An 18,151-nucleotide genomic window follows, 5' to 3' on the forward strand; every position below is an offset into this window, starting at 1 on the left:
CGAGCCATTCTGCAGTGCCCACCTTTATTTGATCTCTAAATGATTTCTTTAGTGCTATTGACGTTTTCAAACAACCTGACATATAGTGTCGACACGAAACATAAAAAGTTTCGATTCGATACCCGATGTTGGCGCGATAGGAATGGTGCCGAGGTGTATGGAAAATAACCACTAAATTTGAAGCAATGAGAGGTAAATATGAAGAAGCTTGTATACGCGCTTTTCAGTGCATCGGTACTTTTAGGGTGCACAGGAACAGCAGTCAGTGCTGGTAATAATTCTGGTAGCAATATCCCTGGTTACGATGCTTACTCAAAATCTTTGGAAACCTCCCCTGTCACACCAGAGGAATTTGCACTGTTACAAAAAACCATTTTCTTTGGTCCCGAGGATGTGAAGGCGCTTCGTCAGGCCCAAAAAATTCTTAAACCTCAAATTACTGAGATTCTCGATACTTGGTACGGTTATGTAGGTGCAAATCCCCATCTGCTTTACTATTTTTCAAACAAGGAATCGGGCGAAGCAAACGGTGAATACCTTTCAAGAGTCAGGGACCGCTTTGAGCAGTGGATTTTGGATTTGACCGATGCAAATTATGACCAGCAGTGGTTGAATTATCAGCATGAAATTGCCAAACGTCACCACAGCGTGGGTAAGAACCGTACTGATAACGTGAATTCAGTTGACCACATTGATTACAGATACATGGTGGCGTTTATCTACCCAATTACAACAACCATCAAACCGTTTTTGCAAAACGGCAACGCATCGCAAAAAGAGGTTGATGCTATGTATGAGGCGTGGAGAAAAGCAGTCATTCTGTCTGTGATTCTTTGGACACACCCTTACATCAAAGATGGTGATTTCTAAGGTCTACAGTTTACTCTCCTAGTTGTAACTTTAAGACAAACAGGCCTCTTTAAAGTGGCCTGTTTAAGGTTGTTGACTAAACCCGCTTTTTGAGCTAACACCTATCACTTAAGGTTTAAGGTGCTTAGAGCGAACAGGGTAGCGAGTTTTATTAATACGAACGGTCCTCGCTTTGGGCCGTTTTCTTTTTTTGGGGAGTATGTAGCGTTTCACTCTCTCCCGCATGGCTCTTAGCTTTCTCGGGATTGAGCCGGGGGCTGCTATCGCACACCACATCAGCTCATCCTGAATATCTCTCAATGCCATCATAAAACTTATCCGCAATGGCGATACCTGCGCCTCTCTCGCAATACGACTGATTTCCAGACGAACCAAATTGTAAGCTATCAATAGTCCCCAGATTTCTTGTATTACCCCCTCCACAGACTGACTTCGTAGCAGCACTTCATCTTCAAGCATATTGTGCTTTATCTCTCCGTAGCTGTTCTCTATTTCCCATCGCTCAAAGTACACATCCAGTAATGACTGCGTACCATATTCCAGACTCGTTAAGGAGGTGAGGACACCTTTGACGTGATTGGGTTGCTCTGGCTTGGGGGACAGGACAAGGCGGGCTTGCCATTTCTCCGGCAAGCTCGGGTCTTGTTTCCGAGCATGGGCTGACACTTTCATTTCCACTAAAAGGTCTCGCCCTTCCTTATCCAGTTGTTCAATCACTTCATATTGCGTGTTGGATTTTATCGGCGTCATCCAGTGACTCGTCGTATGTTGCCGTTGCCAATTAATCATCAACTCAGCACTGAGGTAACAGCGGTCAAAAATCGTCAGGGAGTGAGCGGGAGCCGAAGCCGCCAGCTGTTTGGCATAAGAGACCTCACCTGTCGAGCTGGGCCCAAAGACAACATCATGTAATAAACGACTTCGCAGCGATGTGAGGGCACATAATCGAACAATCGGGTATTCAGTATGGTGGTTTTCATTGTACTTGATGTATTGGAAGTGCTCCGCAAGACAGGCGGTATCATGGGTGCGGAACTGAGTGCCGTCGACTGAAAGTAAACTTAGGCCAAACCATTTGTCATCGCTATCTTCCTGCTGGGTCCAATGGGCGGCTGTCAGTTTAAAAAGCGCTTCCAAAGGTTGGGCGGTGAGGCGCTTTCTCGCTTGAGGGATAGCACTTGGTGCAACAGAATCCCCTAAGTGGTTGGAAAGCTTGAGGTCTAATTTATCTAAAACTTCCGTGATGGGTTTATCCCGATACAAGCCAATACCGACAATCAACCAAACGACAAGTTCGGCGGGTAACTTACGCCGTCTCATACTGGCTTTGTTGGTCGAATCAAGGGCTTGCTCTATCCATTCGAGCGGGAGTTCTTTTTGGAAGAGAGCCATTGATTCGGGTGCAGCAAACGTATCGACATCAATCAGCCAGTGAGCCAACATAAAAAATACCCTCAGCAATTAGTGTACTGAGGGTATTGTTAACCATCTGTAGGATCGTTCAACTGATCAATGCCTTAACTGATCGGTGTTAGCTTTTTGAGCGGGTTTTTTGTTAGCGGTTGAAGGGCGCGATCACGCTACTTTTCCATACCGTTAGTTTCAAACGGCTTTTAACCCACTGAGGCTGACTTGCCTAACTAGCTGAGCTATTTGGCGCGTATAGAGCGCGATTTGGCAAAGATATGCCCCCAACAGGACAATCTTCTTAGTGTTTTTCGCTGCTGCCGCCAAAAAGCATTGGATTTGTATTTTCAACAATCCACGTTAGCCCGCATAGAGATGACCTCGATGTCGCTGGGTTTACGTTACCGAATAGGTGAATAGTTAGCGCAATCTGCGTCATTAAATGCATATGGCGTCTGGTTTTCCTAACAGCTGCGTCTCACTAATAAGCCAGAGCATCGATGAAAATCCTTTTAAATTGGTTGTTTAGGTATATGTACCTAAGCACGACAGAAGTCAGAAACAGATTCTGTTTAGGTTATTTCTTTTTGGCTAGCTAAATGGATTTTTAAATGAAACGGATTTCATTCTACCCCTTGCTGTTTTTTATCCTGTCAGGATGCAACAGCGATAGTAATACCACCGATTCAAATACACCCAGCTCCTCTCCCTCAGCGCCGACAGAAACCGTGACCTTGGCGGAAAGCGTTAAGAAATCACTGGAATTGTCTTATTCAAATCATGAACCTCAACTCGATAGGACAGAAAGCCTAGAGGGTACTGATGATGATGGGAATGGGGTACGTGATGATATCGACATGATCATTTCTTATACGGACGCTGATGAAACGGTGAAACAAGCGCTAATACAGCACGCGAAATCACTTCAAAACGAAATGAAAGTTGATTGGGATTCGCTAGGTGAAGAGGAAAGTAAAGCAGCGATGCGACAGCTTTCAAGCGATAGCATTCGTTCTAAACGGTGTTTGATGGAATCACTGGGTTCAGGTTTTTCAAAAGTCACCCGCACGCTTAGAGCGCTTACTTACAATACCAAAGCACGTACGATGCAATACCTGAAAGGTAACAAGGTTGCAAATGGCATGGCTTTCTCTATTGGAGGTAATGAAAATGCGTGCGAGTAAGTTAATGTGCGTGTTGCTGGTTTTGAGCTCTGCGATATCCTTTAAAACTCATGCAACAAATACCTGCAAAATCGAAGATTACGCCATCGTTTTCTTCAATGGCGTGCTGACTGACAGGCAAGAGGCTGAGGACAATATACTCGCAACAGAGTCAGCATTGGGGCATGGAGCGCAATACAATCAAGCAAAACTTCGCTACGTGCTTGCCTATAACCAGAGCGGTAAAGCCAATGGATTTGTTACTGCACTGGAAGATTTTGCTGAAACATTTGAGCAGCGTTCCGCTGAGTATGATCAGATTCTTTCTGAACGATGGGAGCTGTTCTGGCCAATATTGCGTGGTGAGCAATCTTCGGGATTTTTTGATTACCAGGGCGATGTGCTATCTGGGTATTTTAAACTGCTCCAGGCAGCGTTAAGTGAACAACGCCACGATGTCATTACAACGCTACTGACCTTCCTCTATAACAACCAAGCGGACATCCAAACCAGCAAAGAGCATGAGGCTATTCTTGACGCCTTGGTGTGGCATGGGAGCAAGATCGTTCTCGTTGCCCACTCTCAAGGTAACCTCTATATGAATCAAGCTTATAACCATACAAAAAATGTCAACGCTTATTCGACGGGGGATGCGATCAAAGCCGTACACATTGCACCAGCTTCGCCAATATTAAATGGTAATCACGTGCTTTTGGACGTGGACTATGTGATCACTTCTTTAGATCTGTTCACTGGTTGGAACATAAACGTTAACTCCTTCTGGCCAGCGGGATTTGATAGACCTGACCCCGTAGGACACAACTATATCGACATGTATTTAAATGGACCATCCGGTGCGCGTTCAACCGTTGTTGCTGCGATTGATAGTGAGCTGTTGAGTGTCAGTGATCCAGACCTTAAAGAGTATTTGATCGAGTTGAAACTCACGCCCAAACACAATGTACAGAGTTATTATGGTGCGACTGTTCAAGTAACCGATTACAAATCTCAACTCTACACTGGGGGGTACGATAACTATGACCCTAATAACCCACCTTCCTATCAAATCTTAAAAGAAGATGGTGCTGGGCCAAATCAAGATTTATCGCCGACGGCCATTAATAGCGACCCTTACAATGGGTATCGGATTGAAAACTGTGGCGATTACAACGAGCCAGATTGGCTCAAACACGGTAGCTATATGCTAACGACGGAGCATCCCAGAACAGCCTCTTCGCTAAATTTGGACGGCGCACCGCAACCCGGTTTTGACGTTGAGTTGACCACAAGGTTTGGGGATAAAATTACGCTTCAGCACAACCTGTTTCCCGGTTCGATAGGGCAGGTAATCAGTCGTCTGGCTTGCGATGGCATGGGGTTACGACATGTTGTCACGCTTGATCAAGACGACTATAAGCCTTTTATTTCCATCTTCCGTCAGGAGACATTGCAGATCCCTTCCAAGCTCAAAGTGGAAGAAACATGGCCACTTTGTGTGCCACATTGATTGAGTGGTAGGTAAGCGATTCATCTCTATAAAAAAGGCCACTGGTATGTTGTGGCCTTGTCAAATTGCGTTCGTGTATCCGGGTAGAGCCGCGCGTTCTTTGTTTCCTATGACCTGTATTATCGAGAAGCGTGGTGCGTACCCAGCCGAATGCAGGGTTTAACTGTGGACGTAGCGCATCGTTGTGAACTGCCGGCGAAGCGCTGAGACTGCTTTTGCTGTGTTCTCATCAGGCTTTCTGCTTAACAATGAATCAGCAATATACCTGGCGACTTCAGGCATTTGCTCTGCTGTCATTCCTGCCCGAACAATTTCGGGTGTACCAAAGCGAAGGCCGTTCATATCGTCGTCCACGGCTTTTATTGGCAAGCCAATCCCACAGGTCAGAATGTTCACTTTGCGTAGTTTCTTTGCCATGGTTTGCCCGCCACCAAATGATGTTGCCTGAATGGCAAATTGGTGAGATTCAGAAGTGGTTTGTCCATTTGACCCTATTACTTGAAACACAGGTAACCCTTCCTCCTGACAGGCCTTTGCCAGCTTTCGATTAGCTTCAATCATAGTGTTGGAATAATCAGTGCCAAACGACTTCCAGTCCAACAGCGAAACAGCAAGAGCGGCAGACTTGGCAGCGTCAAAATTCGCGGTTAACCCGGGGAAGGCAATGGCGTCAATGCGTTCCATCAAAGCAGCATCGTTGGAGACGATCAGCCCGCCCGGAGGACCTCCCAAGCTTTTATAGGTGCTCATGGTCATCAAATGAGCACCTTCGGCGAGTGGATTTGGCCAGCTGTTGCCTGCGATAATCCCGCATTGATGCGCTGCATCGAACAGCACTTTGGCACCGACTTCATCGGCAATAGCTCGGATGTCTGCAACAGGGTGGGGCAAGAGGTTTAAGCTGCCGCCAATGGTGATCAAATTAGGTTTGAGGGCGTGTGCTTGCTCTCTTAGCGCATCCAAGTCGACGGTGTAGTGCTCGGCGTCGGCTTTCATTTCGACAATATTAAGCCCATACAATCCCGCCGCACCTGCATTATGGTGAGTGACATGACCACCGATAGAAGCTGGTGGAACGAGAATGGTGTCGCCCGGTTGTGTCGTCGCCATAAAGGCATAAAGGTTTGCCATCGCCCCTGAGGCGACGCGGATTTCAGAGAATTTCGCATCAAAAACATCACACGCCAATTGCGCTGCAATGATCTCGATTTTCTCGATGGCTTCCAGCCCCATTTCATACTTGTCGCCGGGATAGCCAAGAGAAGGGCGCGTACCAATACCTGTTGCCAACAGCGCTTCCGCTTTTGGGTTCATGATATTGGTGGCCGGGTTGAGGTTGATGCACTCTCTTTCGTGGATGTTCCGGTTCTCATCGGAAAGCGCATAAATTGCCGCAATGACACCTGATTCGTTCAGCGCGCTGATATTGCCTACGGTGTCTTTCGCGTAATCATTGATGCTTTCTGCTACCCAAGGCTTCTGATGAAATGTCATTTTTGCCGTCCTTTCTCTGTTTTGTGATGTATCTATCTCAACGCGGAAGACCATTTCGCTCAAATGGATTATTTTTTGTATAAGGCAAAAATAATTTTGGGCTTATGTCATGCGTTCTGTTCGCTTTCCTCAACTTCCTCCTTTAGATGCGCTGGTGGCTTTTGAAGCTGCTGCCGAACATGAAAGCTTCGCCAGAGCGGGAGAAGAGCTTTTCCTGACTGCATCTGCAGTGGCGTATCAGGTCAAAAAACTCGAAAGTCATTTAGCCGTTTCTTTGTTCGCGAGGCATGGGAAAGGGGTTTCACTCACGCCCAAAGGCAAAGAATTTTTAGTGCTGGTTAAACAAGCGCTAAAAGATTTTGAAGAGAACGTTGAACGGATTCGTCATGGAAAGCTAAGGCCAGTTAGATTGGCTACACAGCACGCTATTGCTCAGTTCTGGTTGCAAAAGCGTTTGGGGAGCTATCAGCATGATTTCCCGGAGCATGAATTGGAAATCACCGCTGTGTCGACCGTTTCCGGCCAACCGGATGAAACCGATCTTGCGCTGGGTTATTTCCTTCATGACCCTGGCCGTCGCTGGCAAAAACTGTGGAGCGAGACACTGTTGCCGGTCAGTGCGCCTAATTATAAAGGGAAAGATGAGCCCGTCTTTTACCAAGACATGCACTGGCATGATGATTGGCGATTCTGGCAGGACAAGTTCAGCAGTATTCAAGCGCGAACGCGTCGCTCCAGTTTGTATGCTTTATTACTGCAATCGGTCTTGGACGGGCAGGGAGCGATGGTTGGGCGGGTTTCCCTGTTGCAGGATTATTTGGAGCGAGGTGAGTTGGTGCCTTGGCCGGACGATTCAGTGAATCAGGTGGAAAGTGGCGGATACTATCTCTATCGAAGCGCTGCCTGTGATGATCACCCTGTGGCCAATCATTTCTATGATTGGTTGACGGCGCAGTGCGCTTCTAGATAGGGTGAAAAGTCACCAAAAGGACGCAAAGATACACTAATGGAACTAATTACCTTTCTACTGTTTATCCCGGCCTGCTTTGCCTTGAACATGACGCCGGGGCCAAACAACTTACTTGCGATGAATAATGCCCGTTGTTATGGGTTTCAATCTGCGTTGATCGCCAGCTTTGGCCGAATAGTGGCCTTTGCGGTAATGATTGCACTAACCGCCTCTGGATTGGCGGTCATCCTTTACGCATCTGAAAAGGTCTTTCTAGCGATAAAGCTAGTCGGCGCGATGTATCTGTTCTGGATTGCTTTCCAGCTTTGGCGGTCAACGTCGAATCCGGTAAGCGATAAAGGAGCAGATAAAAAGGTTAAAGCATTGCTTCAACAAGAGTTGGCGCTGGCGGCTGGAAATCCAAAGGCCATCCTCATCTTCACTGCGTTTCTACCGCAGTTTGTTGATCCTTCTGCACCCATCAATCAGCAGTTCTTCATTCTGGGGCTGACCTTCTTGGTTTTGGAGGTGGTCGCTATTTCTATTTATGCGCTCTTCGGCATTTATCTTCGCCAATGGTTTAGTAAACCTAAAATGGCTCGCTGGTTTAACCGCGGATGTGCTGTCGTACTTGGCGTGTCAGGTGGTAACTTGCTGATGATGAACCGAAGCTGATTTCCTGTTTGCTGGAAGGTGATTTGTAGAGGAAAGGGTGCTTAATCACCCCTTTTATGTTCTGCTCAGTGCTTAAACAGTTTATACCCAAATAACCTGAAGATTCAGGATTCAGCGAGTTTGACTGGCGTTGTGATCGCGGCGTTCCTTTGTAGGTGTAGTCACCTCCATCAAAAAGGAACAACAAAGAGCATGACGTCAGTCATCTCGCCCGAAGGGAGGTCATCTTCAGGTTGTTTGGGTATGCAAGGAAGCTACTGCTGCTTAGATAAATCTCGGTAAGCTGCTGGTACGTTCAGGCCAGGGTGAACCCAATCGCGCAGCGCGTAGCCAGTAAACTCTGGCAACTGCACTTTCTTCACTGTTTCGCCAAGTGACAGGCCTTCATCAACGGCTTTTTGTACCTGGGTTGTGATTGCTTCCAGATAATCAATGTGCCACTGAATATCTTCCGGTGACATTGGGGAACCATGTACCGGAACCACCGTCGCTTCTTCAGGAAGGAAGGCTTTCACTTTCTTCAGTGAATCCAGAGTTTCCAGCAAGTGACCATCCAAAAGCCATGGTAGCGATGGTTTGACAGTGATAATTGGGTTACCCGTCCACATGGTTTTTGATTTTGGCTCCCAAACGAACAGATCACCGCCTGTCTGAGCAAAACCAAAGTCTATGATTTCAACATTCCTGCCGCCTAGGTCGAGTTCAATCGTACCGCCTTTACCGATCAGAATGTCCGCATCTGTCGGTACGATTTCTTCGATGCCGCGGCCTTTACCAAAATTCTGCATCATGAACTGCGTGTCTTGCTTAAAGTGAGTATCAATATATTCTTTCGTCACTTCGTGCTGGATGATTTTAGTTTCCTCAGGCAGGTACATGTTGCCGTAGGAGTGATCGCCGTGGAAACTGGTGTTCACCGCATAGATGATTTGTTTTTTCGCTTCTTTCTTCACCATTCCCTGAACTTGCTGGTTCAGACGTTCATTGAGCATGGTGTCGATGACCAATGCGCCTTTGTCACCTACAACAAAACCGCCACTTGTGGCTACTGGTAAGCCTTTCTGCTCCAGCTCTTTGGCATCGCTGGGATAGTAGGCATAAACCCCATCATCGAGTTTTTCAGCGACGAGTTGAACCTTGTTGGCATCCCATACCGGCTCGTTAGCTTGCGTTGAGAGACTCAAGAGTGAAGTTGCAGCAAGTACTGCCGCTGTTGTTGTCGTTATTTTCATCATGCTTTCCTTTACTTGTCGTCCATTTGTGTCCACTCTAGAAATTCTTGGATAAAGAAAAAACAGCAATTGAAGTAACTCAGTGTTCTCCAAACGAGAATAAATGGAGAGGCGATGGACAAGTTCACCAATATGGAAACCTTTGTGCGGGTGGCAGAGATTGGCAGCATCAGCGGTGCAGCAGACCGCATGAACATTGCCAAATCAGCAGTTAGCCGACGTTTAAAAGAGCTGGAAGAACACCTGAATGTTCAACTGTTCCACCGAACAACACGCACCATGCATGCCACAGAAACAGGCACGGAATATTACAAGCATTGCCTGCGCATTCTCGAAGACTTGCGTGAAGCGGAGGAAATGACTTCTCAGGCGCATTGTGTGCTGAAAGGGCCGTTAAAAGTTGCTGTTCCTTCAACGTTTGGAGTGCTCCATATAGGGCCCGCCATAAACGATTTCCTTGAAGCACACCCGCAAATTGAGTTTGAACTCGACTTCAATGACAGACAGGTTGATTTGATACAGGAGGGCTACGATCTGGCGATTCGTATCGCTGATCTACCTGATTCCACCTTACTTGCGAGAAAGATCGCCACAGTCCGTCATGTACTTTGTGCCAGCCCTAAGTACCTCGAAAAACATGGCTCACTGAAAACACCCTCCGAGCTTATTAACCATCAAGCTATTGTTTATAGCCTGAATAAAGACGTGAGCCATTGGCGGTTAAATACGCCGGATGGAAAACTGCAAAAAGTGAAGATTAATCCAGCGCTAAAAGGGAGCAGCGGGGATTTTCTGCTTTCCGCGGCAGAAAAAGGGATGGGTATTGCCCACCTACCAACGTTTGTTGTCTATCAAGCCATCAGGGAAGGGCGTCTAGAAGTGGTGCTTCCCGGCTATGCTTTTGGCGAGCTCAACGCCTACGCGATTTACCCGCAAACACGGCATTTATCACGCCGAGTCAGAACCTTGATTGATTTCCTGGTCGCCCGATTTGAAGGCACACCTTATTGGGATAAGTAAGATCTGCAACTCGCTGTAATTCGTAATGAATTAGCCGATGGTAAACCGATGAAGAACGGAAAGGTGGATGGAAGAAAGGCAGATACTGACACAGTTTGAAGCGGGCTTCAGACAGCATTTTGCTCTGAGCGATGACGAATGGCAGTCTTTTATCGAACAGGGAAAACTCAAGCTTTACAGCAAGGGTGATGTCCTGTTCAGCGCCGGAGATGTTGTCGACAAAGTAGGGTTTGTTTGTGCGGGTACCTTGTGCAATTTCTATCTCACGCCAGACGGCAACCGACGTAACAAGTCTTTTCTCCAACAGGGCAAGGTGTCTGCGTGCTTATCGTCTTTCGCAAGAGGGCTGCCTGCGCGCTTTGGCTGTGAAGTATTAACCGATTCAGTGTGCTTCGAATTGCCTGCGAAGGCGTTAAGAAGTTTAAGTGAGTCAACACCGGGATGGAAAGATGCCTTCCTGCAGATGGTGACGGCATTGGCCTTAAAAAAAGAGGCGAGGGAAGCTGATTTACTGATGCTGTCACCGACCGAGCTCTACATTCAGTTTGTCGAATCCTGCCCTGAATTATCGCAATCCTTGCCCAACTATCATATCGCTTCCTACCTTGGCATCACGGAAGTCTCACTCTCCCGCATCCGCGCTAAACTCGGCGTCCAAAACGCTTATCAGCGCCAGTAAAAAAGAAGAAATTTGGTGGTTTTAACTCTTGTTAAAGTGTTAGCCGCTTCTTCCCAATAAGCTGAATCCCGAACTATCTAAAAAGGGAGTCAGGATGAAACTACTCAATAAAACCATTGTGCTTACTGGTGGGACGTCCGGCATTGGCCGCCAGTTAGTTGAACAACTCGTCAGCGATAACCAACTGATAGTGCTTGGGCGGGATGCACAGAAACTCAGCACATTGAAGAAAAAATGGCCTTCCATCATCACTTTTCAGGTTGATTTGGCGGATGTGGATCAGGTTCATCTCATCGCCCAATCTATTGCCTCCGCGAAACCCGAAATAGATTTGCTCATCAATAACGCTGCGGCCCAGTTTATGCCGAAATTCACTGACGAGGCGTTCACATTCGACACGGTGAAAACGGAAGTCGATACCAACTTCACCTCTATTTGCGCGCTGATTCATGGCTTATTGCCTGCACTTCTTGCATCGGAATCGTCTCGCGTCATCAACATTAATTCTGCACTTGGATTAGTGCCAAAGGCATCTTCTGCGGTCTATTGCGCAACGAAAGGTGCACTCAACATCTTCTCCCAGAGTTTGCGCTATCAACTGGAAGGCTCCGTTGTTGCCGTACAACAGGCTTTTTTGCCTCTGGTAGATACCGCAATGACTAAAGGCAGGGGCAAGAACAAAATCTCATCGAGTGTCGCAGCCGCTGAAATTATCGCTGGTATCGAAAAAAGCGAGGACGACTTCGACATTGGTGCGACCCGATTTTTACGGGTGCTGAATGCCTTGGCACCTTTTGCAGCACGCAAACTACTGAAGGCGTCATAAATGGTCACAAAACGTAGTTGGCTGGGATTTATTTGGGGAGTGATTTCAATGACTGCAACGGCGACAGAAAACAGCGTAGACATCGTTGTGAAGGGGATAGACACAACAAGGCCAGGAAATGTGTTGGTGATGTTATTTGCTGAAGACGGCTTTCCAAAGAAGCACGACAAAGCGCTAAGGATCGTTAGTTACACCGCTGACAAAGCTGAGCGGAACGTCACCTTCGAAAATGTGCCAACGCAGTTTGCCGTCAAGGTTCTGCACGACGAAGACGAGGACGGGAAAGTCACCAAGAGCTGGACAGGTGTCTGGCCCAAAGAAGGTTTGGGTTTTTCCAACGGTGCGCGAATCACGTTCAAAGCGCCAAGTTTTTCCAGTGCACAGCTTGAAGCTTCAAGCATCACCTCTCCCCACGAAATCACTATCCGTTATCCGTAAGGAGGATTTATGTCATCACTTTTTAAACTCATGGGCATCATGGCCCTGTTTTTTGCTTCGACCTTTATTACGGTGAATGCGATGGGCTGGTTAACGGTAGAGCAGATTCAGTTGTGGTTTGAGCAAGCACAGTCACTGAGTGCATTGACTGTTGCAATTATTGTCGTCTCATTGTTGTTTTTGGATTTGTTCATCGCGGTACCCACGCTCTCCATCATGATTCTGGGAGGCTATTTCGCAGGGGCATATGTTGGCGCCTTAGCGGCTTTCACGGGTACTTTGCTGGCGGGAATTGCCGGGTATGTCTTGAGTGCAAAGTTTGGCGATAAGCTGGTCAATGTCGTCGTGAAAGATGAGAAACAGCGTGCTGAGTTACGCGGTCACTTCCGTCAGCATGGTGTGTTAATGATTTTACTTTCCCGCGCCATGCCGATTCTGCCAGAAGTCACAGCATGTATGTCAGGTATCAGCCGCATGAAATTCACAACTTTCCTACTGGCTTGGTGCATAGTTAACCTGCCGTATACCTTTATCGCTGCGTATGCGGGTTCCATCAGCAGTCCGGAAAACCCAAAACCGGCCATTCTCACCGCGATTGCACTTTCGGTATTCTTCTGGATTGGATGGGGACTACTCAGACGCTTTTCGTTGAAACGACCTGTTCGCGCGGACTAGCCGAGAAAGAGGATTAAAAACAGTGTTTCGATAGTTAGATTTCACAACAATTCGACATTCGAAGCACTATATTTCACAAGAGGAAGCCTTTCTAATTCAAACCAATTTTATACACACGACAGGCAAGTCTTTTGAAATTGAAATTCGCACTGGATAACCGGAAAAACATCTTAGTTGCCGGCGTAGTAATACTTAGCTTCATCGGCATAGGCAGTTTGTTGCCGGAAGAATTAACGCTTCAACGCTGGATTGCAGCCTTTTTTGCTGCCAATGCCTTGGTGGGAATGGCATTGGCTTTTCTGCTTTCGACGCGCATGGAAATTTTGGAATCTATCTTTGGTGGTTTGGACAGGGTTTACAAAGCGCACCGATGGGCGGGTATTTGGTCGGTTTTTTCTATCTTCATGCATTGGTGGCTAGTGCCACAATCTGAAGTCGCTCGTGAAGAAACAAGTCTGATTGAGATTGGCTCCGACACCGGAGAATGGGCAACTTGGCTGCTGCTGGTCTTGGTAGTGATCAGCTTTATGCGCATGCTGCCTTACCACTTATGGAAGTGGAGCCATCGCTTGATGGGATTGGTTTTCTTCATCTCCGTCTTCCACTATCTTTTTGCTGTCAGACCTTTCCAGCTGTTCTCACCAGCGGGAATCGCCATGAACCTGACGGCAGTTATTGGTGTTTGGGCTTGGTACTACTATGCCTTTGGAAAGGACACCAGTAAGCACTACATCGCCAAAGTTGAAAACGTGAAAAAGCAAAATGGTATCGTCAGTTTTGATACCAAGCCTTTGCAGGGCAAGCCGAAGTGGGAAGCCGGGCAATTCGCCTTTGTCTCAGTCCTCCATAATGACAACATCAAAAGTGAGCCGCATCCGTACACCATCGCAAGCAGCGATCACGGCGGGAAGCCAAGTTTCTCGATTGCCGCATTGGGTGATTACACCAAAACGCTTTATGAGCATTTGGAAAACGGCCAGATGATTCGACTGGATATGCCATACGGGCGCTTCCGCTTGGATATGAAAGCGAAAGAGCAAATCTGGATTGGTTCTGGCATCGGTATCACCCCGTTTATTGCCTGGTTACAATCGCTCAACAGCCAAAGCAAACAGCACCCTTCGGTCACGCTTTATTATCTGGTGAAAAACGAAGACGCTGCCATATTTGCAAAAGAGCTTGGTGAATTGGTCGAAGGCTTGCCAACGGTCAATCTAAACATTGTCTATTCAGAGCAAGGGCGTCTAACGCCAGAAAAAATTGCCGAAGATATCAATGGCGATATCGGTGATGTTTCGCTCTACTTCTGCGGCAACCCTGAAGTCAGAAAGACAATGCAGGACGGGTTAGAACAACTCGGCATGCCGAAGAACAACACCCATTATGAGTTGTTTGATTTTCGGGGTGCTTTGTAAGCACGAGCTTGTTCAAACGTCGGTTTCTTTTCATCCAACTAACCAAAAGTCACAATGCTAAGGTCCACGGGAGGAGCCTATGCACAAACAAAACATGCGCAATGCAGTATTGGCTGCTGTTATCTGTATTTTGAGCGTAGGGTGTTCATCAATGAACGAATCGGGTAATTCTAAATTCGCAATGAATGTAGAATATGTAAATGATGACAATGAGGTTATTTCAAGGCCCGACCTACCTCAGCGAGTTATTGTCCAGTTTACCGTTATCCCCGGCGCAATATGGGGCCGCCCGTTAACTGATAGCCAGTACTTAGATGTCACCGACATCGGCAGCGCTTTGAATGCTGACCTTTCTGATTTACACGCGAAAATTGAGCCTTTCGCAACTCCGTTGCTCGACACAGAAGCGAACGAAGGTTTAGTCATTACGCCAAAAGAAACAAAGTTAGCGAGATTCGGCACATTTACGTATGACTTTGAAACTCAGGACTCTCTGGGCGGGACAGGCTTTGGTAGTGCCGACCCTGAGATATATGGTCTAGTACTCACATACTTTGATCGACCAGCTGAGATCAAAGCTGTCAAAACCGAAAATGGGGACACATCAGAGTTCGACATTAAGGTTAAAAAGAAAGGGCTGGTTTGGCTGAAAATAACGAAGCTTCGTAAGAATTTTTATCTTTACACTGTGCATGAGTTTATTGGTAACGAATTTCTGTTCATTCGACCTCGAACACCAGACCCCAAAGAAGCTAAGCAAGACTTGTCGGCATAAAGTGGTCTGCTGAATATCTGTATTTGATATAGCAATTTCTAGGGAGCGAGTTAGCTCCCTTAGTTGTTTGGAAAGCTGCTTTTAGATCAACCCCAACACCTTCAACACCAAAGACCCAACACAAACCGTCACGCTCGAAAATAGGGTGGTGAGCCCGATAATATTGGCGCTTAACGTGGTATTACCCCCTGCAGCCCGTGTCATTGCATAGCTTGCGGCAGCCACTGGTGCGGCGTTCATAAAGAACAGAATCCCCAGTTCCAAGCCTCTGAATCCATAAAGGTAAGCAATCAAGGTAAAGGCGAAAGGCGCAACCATGAGCTTGTTAGAAGCTGCAAACCAGGTGGGCTTTTTCTCGTCTCTCATCATCCGGAAATCCAAGCTGCCACCCGTACACAAGAGCGCGAGTGGAAGTGCGATTCGGGAAAGGTAGTTGCCCGTGTCGACAATCACGGGTGGGAGAGTGATATTCAGTAGTGAAACAACAACGCCAAGTGCGATCGCGATGATCAGCGGATTCTTGGCCAGATTAATAAATATGGTTTTGGTCGATTGCAGTTTGGAACCCGCCGAACGCGGCGACAAGCAGATCACCGCTTGAATGTTATATACCACGGTAATCACAGCCACATAAATTGCCGCGAGGGCCAGTCCTTGACTGCCATAGGCATTTTCAACGTAAGCGATGCCTATGATGGCTGTGTTGGCACGAAAGCTCCCTTGAATCAGCACGCCGTGATCTGGATTTCCCTTGAAAGCCAGTTTGGTGGACGCGATACAAAACAGGAAAAAAACCACCGTCATAATAATGGAGAAAGCCAGAAATTCTGTGGCTTGTGAGAAGTTATGGTCAGCAGTCGCGATACTTAAAAACAGCATCGCAGGCAGGGCGACATTGAACACCAAACGTGAGGCAACATCGTTAAAGTTGGCGTTGGTCCACTTTAGTCTCTTGAAGATATAGCCAAGGGAAATGATGAAAAATATCGGTGCGACGAGAGAAAGGGAAAACGCTAATTGCTCCAGAATGTTAGCCATTTTGCTTCTTCATCTCGACTGTTTTGGTGGTTACTTAAAATTTACGCTATTTATGTGTTAATACTCAATAGTCATGCTATCAAGGCTATGTGTCCCATTTGTCTGTCCCACAAATCTATCACTTCTTAACGCTTCTTTAACTTCCTTAATAGTGACCTTATACCTTGGTCTTAATTGTCGACAATCTTCTTGATCTAATCTATTTTCAGGGTCTAAAGTATGTCTATAAGATAAAATTGTAGACAATGTTGGGGTTGTATCGATGTCTCAATTTCCTCCAGAAATGCTCATGAAAGCGCTGGAGGAAACCACGACAAACACCGTCAACACAGCCATTGGACAAGGAACACAATGAGCGAAAACAACGCATTAAGCGCGACGCTGGAAAGCGTGAGTCCCACATCGAAAGAAAACACCAAGTCGGAAAATCTGACAGCTTTGCTGGTCGAGGCCATCGTCTCCGGTGAAATCGCATCGGGCAGCAAAATCTCTGAACCAGAACTCGCCCGCCGTTATGAATGCAGCCGTGGGCCGCTGCGCGAAGCCATTATGCGTCTTGAAGGGCTGGGGCTGATTGAGCGTATTCCTCATGTTGGGGCGCGTGTCATTACCTTAACGCCAGAAAAACTCGTCGAGTTGTATGCAGTGCGTGAAGCGTTGGAAGGCATGGCGGCGCGACTGGCAGCCAGAAACATCAAGCAGGATGAGCTTCAGGGCATAGAAGATTTGCTCACCAAGCACTCCAGACATATCGACGAAGTCGAGGGCGCATCTTACTTCCATCAATACGGTGACTTTGATTTTCACTACCGGGTCATCATGGCGAGCCGCAATCAAAAGCTGATCAATTTGCTGTGTGGTGAGCTGTATCACTTGCTTCGCATGTATCGCTACCAATCACCCAAGACTCAATCCAGACCCAACCATGCGTTAGAAGAGCACAAGTTTATTTTGCACGCGATCCGTAACCGTGACGAAGAGTTAGCTGAGCTGGCAATGCGTCGCCATATCGCGGGCAGCCGAAAGGCAATCGAACAACAAATCTTAAAAGATTAGAAGGACCTGACGATGACACTCTCCCCTGGAGCCAAATTCCGACAAGCCGTTGAGCAGAACAACCCACTGCAAATTGTCGGCACCATCAATCCTTACTGCGCCATGATGGCACAACGCCTCGGCCATCAAGCCATTTACCTCTCTGGTGGTGGTATCGCCAACGCGAGTTACGGTCTGCCTGATCTTGGCATTACCACGCTGAATGATGTGATGGTTGATGTCGAACGCATCACTAACGCCTGTGATTTACCGCTGCTGGTGGATATCGATACCGGATTCGGCGGCGCATTCAATATCGCCCGCACCATCAAAGCGATGGAGAAAGCAGGCGCCGCAGCAGTGCATATGGAAGATCAGGTCGCGCAAAAACGCTGTGGTCATCGCCCAAACAAGGCGATTGTTAGCCAGCAGGAAATGGTCGATCGCGTAAAAGCGGCCGTCGATGCCCGTACCGATGACCAGTTCGTCATCATGGCACGCACCGATGCCTTGGCCGTGGAAGGCATGGACAGCGCCATTGAACGCGCAATTGCCTGCATTGAAGCGGGTGCTGACATGATCTTCCCGGAAGCGATGAACAAGCTGGAACAATACCAGCAATTCTCAAGCGCGCTTCGCAGTGCGATTGGCAAACCTGTGCCTATTCTCGCCAACATCACTGAGTTCGGACAAACCCCGCTTTATACCTGTGAAGAATTGGCCGCAGTGGACGTCGACATGGTGCTTTATCCCCTCAGTGCGTTCAGGGCAATGAACAAAGCGGCGGAAAACGTCTATCGCCACCTTCTCGAAGAGGGCAACCAAGAGGCATTGGTCGATTCAATGCAAACCCGTGCCGAGCTCTACGACTACCTCAACTATCACGACTACGAAAACAAACTGGACGATCTGTTCGCACAAGACAAATCGTGATGATTGAAAAGAACACCCGT

At 47.4% G+C, this 18,151-nt stretch carries 18 protein-coding genes and 1 pseudogene; 14 read left to right on the forward strand and 5 right to left on the reverse strand.

Annotated elements, in window-relative coordinates; genetic code table 11:
- The first annotated feature begins 198 nt into the window (after positions 1 to 198).
- Positions 199 to 870 carry a protoglobin domain-containing protein gene (locus tag VP504_RS00910; protein WP_232314524.1) on the forward strand — a complete coding sequence of 224 codons (672 nt, stop codon included), beginning with the start codon at positions 199 to 201 and terminating at the stop codon, positions 868 to 870.
- A 108-nt stretch (positions 871 to 978) separates the two neighbouring features.
- Here the strand turns inward: VP504_RS00910 and VP504_RS00915 are convergent, their stop codons facing one another.
- Together VP504_RS00915 and VP504_RS00920 are read right to left on the reverse strand one after the other, a co-directional pair.
- Positions 979 to 2,313 carry an IS4 family transposase gene (locus VP504_RS00915; protein WP_325891013.1) on the reverse strand — a complete coding sequence of 445 codons (1,335 nt, stop codon included), beginning with the start codon at positions 2,311 to 2,313 and terminating at the stop codon, positions 979 to 981.
- A gap of 159 nt (positions 2,314 to 2,472) precedes the next feature.
- Positions 2,473 to 2,670 (reverse strand): annotated as a pseudogene (locus tag VP504_RS00920) (IS5/IS1182 family transposase); the annotation flags it as partial.
- Positions 2,671 to 2,888: 218 nt separating this feature from the next.
- Here VP504_RS00920 and VP504_RS00925 point away from each other — a divergent pair.
- Positions 2,889 to 3,461 (forward strand): hypothetical protein, encoded by a 573-nt coding sequence (locus VP504_RS00925; RefSeq protein WP_325892503.1) that lies wholly within the window; start codon positions 2,889 to 2,891, stop codon positions 3,459 to 3,461.
- On the forward strand, positions 3,448 to 4,947 hold the full coding sequence (locus VP504_RS00930; protein ID WP_325892504.1) for a hypothetical protein: 1,500 nt from the start codon (positions 3,448 to 3,450) through the stop codon (positions 4,945 to 4,947). Before VP504_RS00925 ends, VP504_RS00930 begins: the two co-directional genes overlap by 14 nt.
- Positions 4,948 to 5,106: 159 nt before the next feature.
- On the opposite strand, the gene glyA is transcribed toward VP504_RS00930, so the two are convergent.
- On the reverse strand, positions 5,107 to 6,441 hold the full coding sequence (glyA, locus tag VP504_RS00935) for a serine hydroxymethyltransferase (RefSeq protein WP_325892505.1): 1,335 nt from the start codon (positions 6,439 to 6,441) through the stop codon (positions 5,107 to 5,109).
- Between the two features lie 109 nt (positions 6,442 to 6,550).
- On the opposite strand from glyA, the gene VP504_RS00940 reads away from it, so the two are divergent.
- Together VP504_RS00940 and VP504_RS00945 are read left to right on the forward strand one after the other, a co-directional pair.
- Entirely contained in the window at positions 6,551 to 7,411 is an 861-nt protein-coding gene (locus tag VP504_RS00940; RefSeq protein ID WP_325892506.1) for a LysR family transcriptional regulator, read from the forward strand.
- A 36-nt stretch (positions 7,412 to 7,447) separates the two neighbouring features.
- Positions 7,448 to 8,065, forward strand: coding sequence for a LysE family translocator (locus VP504_RS00945; protein ID WP_325892507.1), 618 nt, complete (start codon positions 7,448 to 7,450; stop codon positions 8,063 to 8,065).
- A gap of 254 nt (positions 8,066 to 8,319) precedes the next feature.
- Here the strand turns inward: VP504_RS00945 and VP504_RS00950 are convergent, their stop codons facing one another.
- Positions 8,320 to 9,297, reverse strand: a complete 978-nt coding sequence (locus VP504_RS00950; RefSeq protein ID WP_325894094.1) for an MBL fold metallo-hydrolase — start codon at positions 9,295 to 9,297, stop codon at positions 8,320 to 8,322.
- Positions 9,298 to 9,411: 114 nt separating this feature from the next.
- Between VP504_RS00950 and VP504_RS00955 the strand changes: the two genes are divergently transcribed.
- The 7 genes from VP504_RS00955 (at position 9,412) to VP504_RS00985 (ending at position 15,125) form a co-directional block, all read left to right on the forward strand.
- Positions 9,412 to 10,317, forward strand: a complete 906-nt coding sequence (locus VP504_RS00955) for a LysR family transcriptional regulator (protein WP_325892509.1) — start codon at positions 9,412 to 9,414, stop codon at positions 10,315 to 10,317.
- 67 nt (positions 10,318 to 10,384) lie between these two features.
- Positions 10,385 to 10,996 (forward strand): Crp/Fnr family transcriptional regulator, encoded by a 612-nt coding sequence (locus tag VP504_RS00960; protein ID WP_325892510.1) that lies wholly within the window; start codon positions 10,385 to 10,387, stop codon positions 10,994 to 10,996.
- Between the two features lie 94 nt (positions 10,997 to 11,090).
- Positions 11,091 to 11,822 (forward strand): SDR family oxidoreductase, encoded by a 732-nt coding sequence (locus VP504_RS00965; RefSeq protein WP_325892511.1) that lies wholly within the window; start codon positions 11,091 to 11,093, stop codon positions 11,820 to 11,822.
- Complete coding sequence (locus VP504_RS00970) at positions 11,823 to 12,260, forward strand: DUF2141 domain-containing protein (protein ID WP_325892512.1); 438 nt, start codon at positions 11,823 to 11,825, stop codon at positions 12,258 to 12,260.
- 9 nt (positions 12,261 to 12,269) lie between these two features.
- Complete coding sequence (locus tag VP504_RS00975; protein ID WP_325892513.1) at positions 12,270 to 12,935, forward strand: TVP38/TMEM64 family protein; 666 nt, start codon at positions 12,270 to 12,272, stop codon at positions 12,933 to 12,935.
- A 131-nt stretch (positions 12,936 to 13,066) separates the two neighbouring features.
- The gene (locus VP504_RS00980) at positions 13,067 to 14,350 is read left to right on the forward strand and encodes a ferredoxin reductase family protein (RefSeq protein WP_325892514.1); all 1,284 of its coding nucleotides are present in this window, start codon (positions 13,067 to 13,069) and stop codon (positions 14,348 to 14,350) included.
- A 79-nt stretch (positions 14,351 to 14,429) separates the two neighbouring features.
- Positions 14,430 to 15,125: a hypothetical protein gene (locus VP504_RS00985; RefSeq protein ID WP_325892515.1), complete on the forward strand. Its 696-nt coding sequence runs from the start codon at positions 14,430 to 14,432 to the stop codon at positions 15,123 to 15,125.
- 81 nt (positions 15,126 to 15,206) lie between these two features.
- On the opposite strand, the gene VP504_RS00990 is transcribed toward VP504_RS00985, so the two are convergent.
- A complete protein-coding gene (locus VP504_RS00990; RefSeq protein WP_325892516.1) occupies positions 15,207 to 16,163 on the reverse strand; it encodes an AEC family transporter in 957 nt (318 codons plus the stop codon).
- A gap of 351 nt (positions 16,164 to 16,514) precedes the next feature.
- Between VP504_RS00990 and VP504_RS00995 the strand changes: the two genes are divergently transcribed.
- Positions 16,515 to 17,219: a GntR family transcriptional regulator gene (locus tag VP504_RS00995; RefSeq protein ID WP_062661938.1), complete on the forward strand. Its 705-nt coding sequence runs from the start codon at positions 16,515 to 16,517 to the stop codon at positions 17,217 to 17,219.
- A 12-nt stretch (positions 17,220 to 17,231) separates the two neighbouring features.
- Entirely contained in the window at positions 17,232 to 18,131 is a 900-nt protein-coding gene (gene prpB, locus VP504_RS01000) for a methylisocitrate lyase (protein ID WP_062714381.1), read from the forward strand.
- Positions 18,132 to 18,151: the final 20 nt, after the last annotated feature.

It is taken from the genome of Grimontia sp. NTOU-MAR1, from assembly GCF_035758505.1.
GTDB classification, from domain to species: Bacteria; Pseudomonadota; Gammaproteobacteria; order Enterobacterales; family Vibrionaceae; genus Enterovibrio; species Enterovibrio marinus.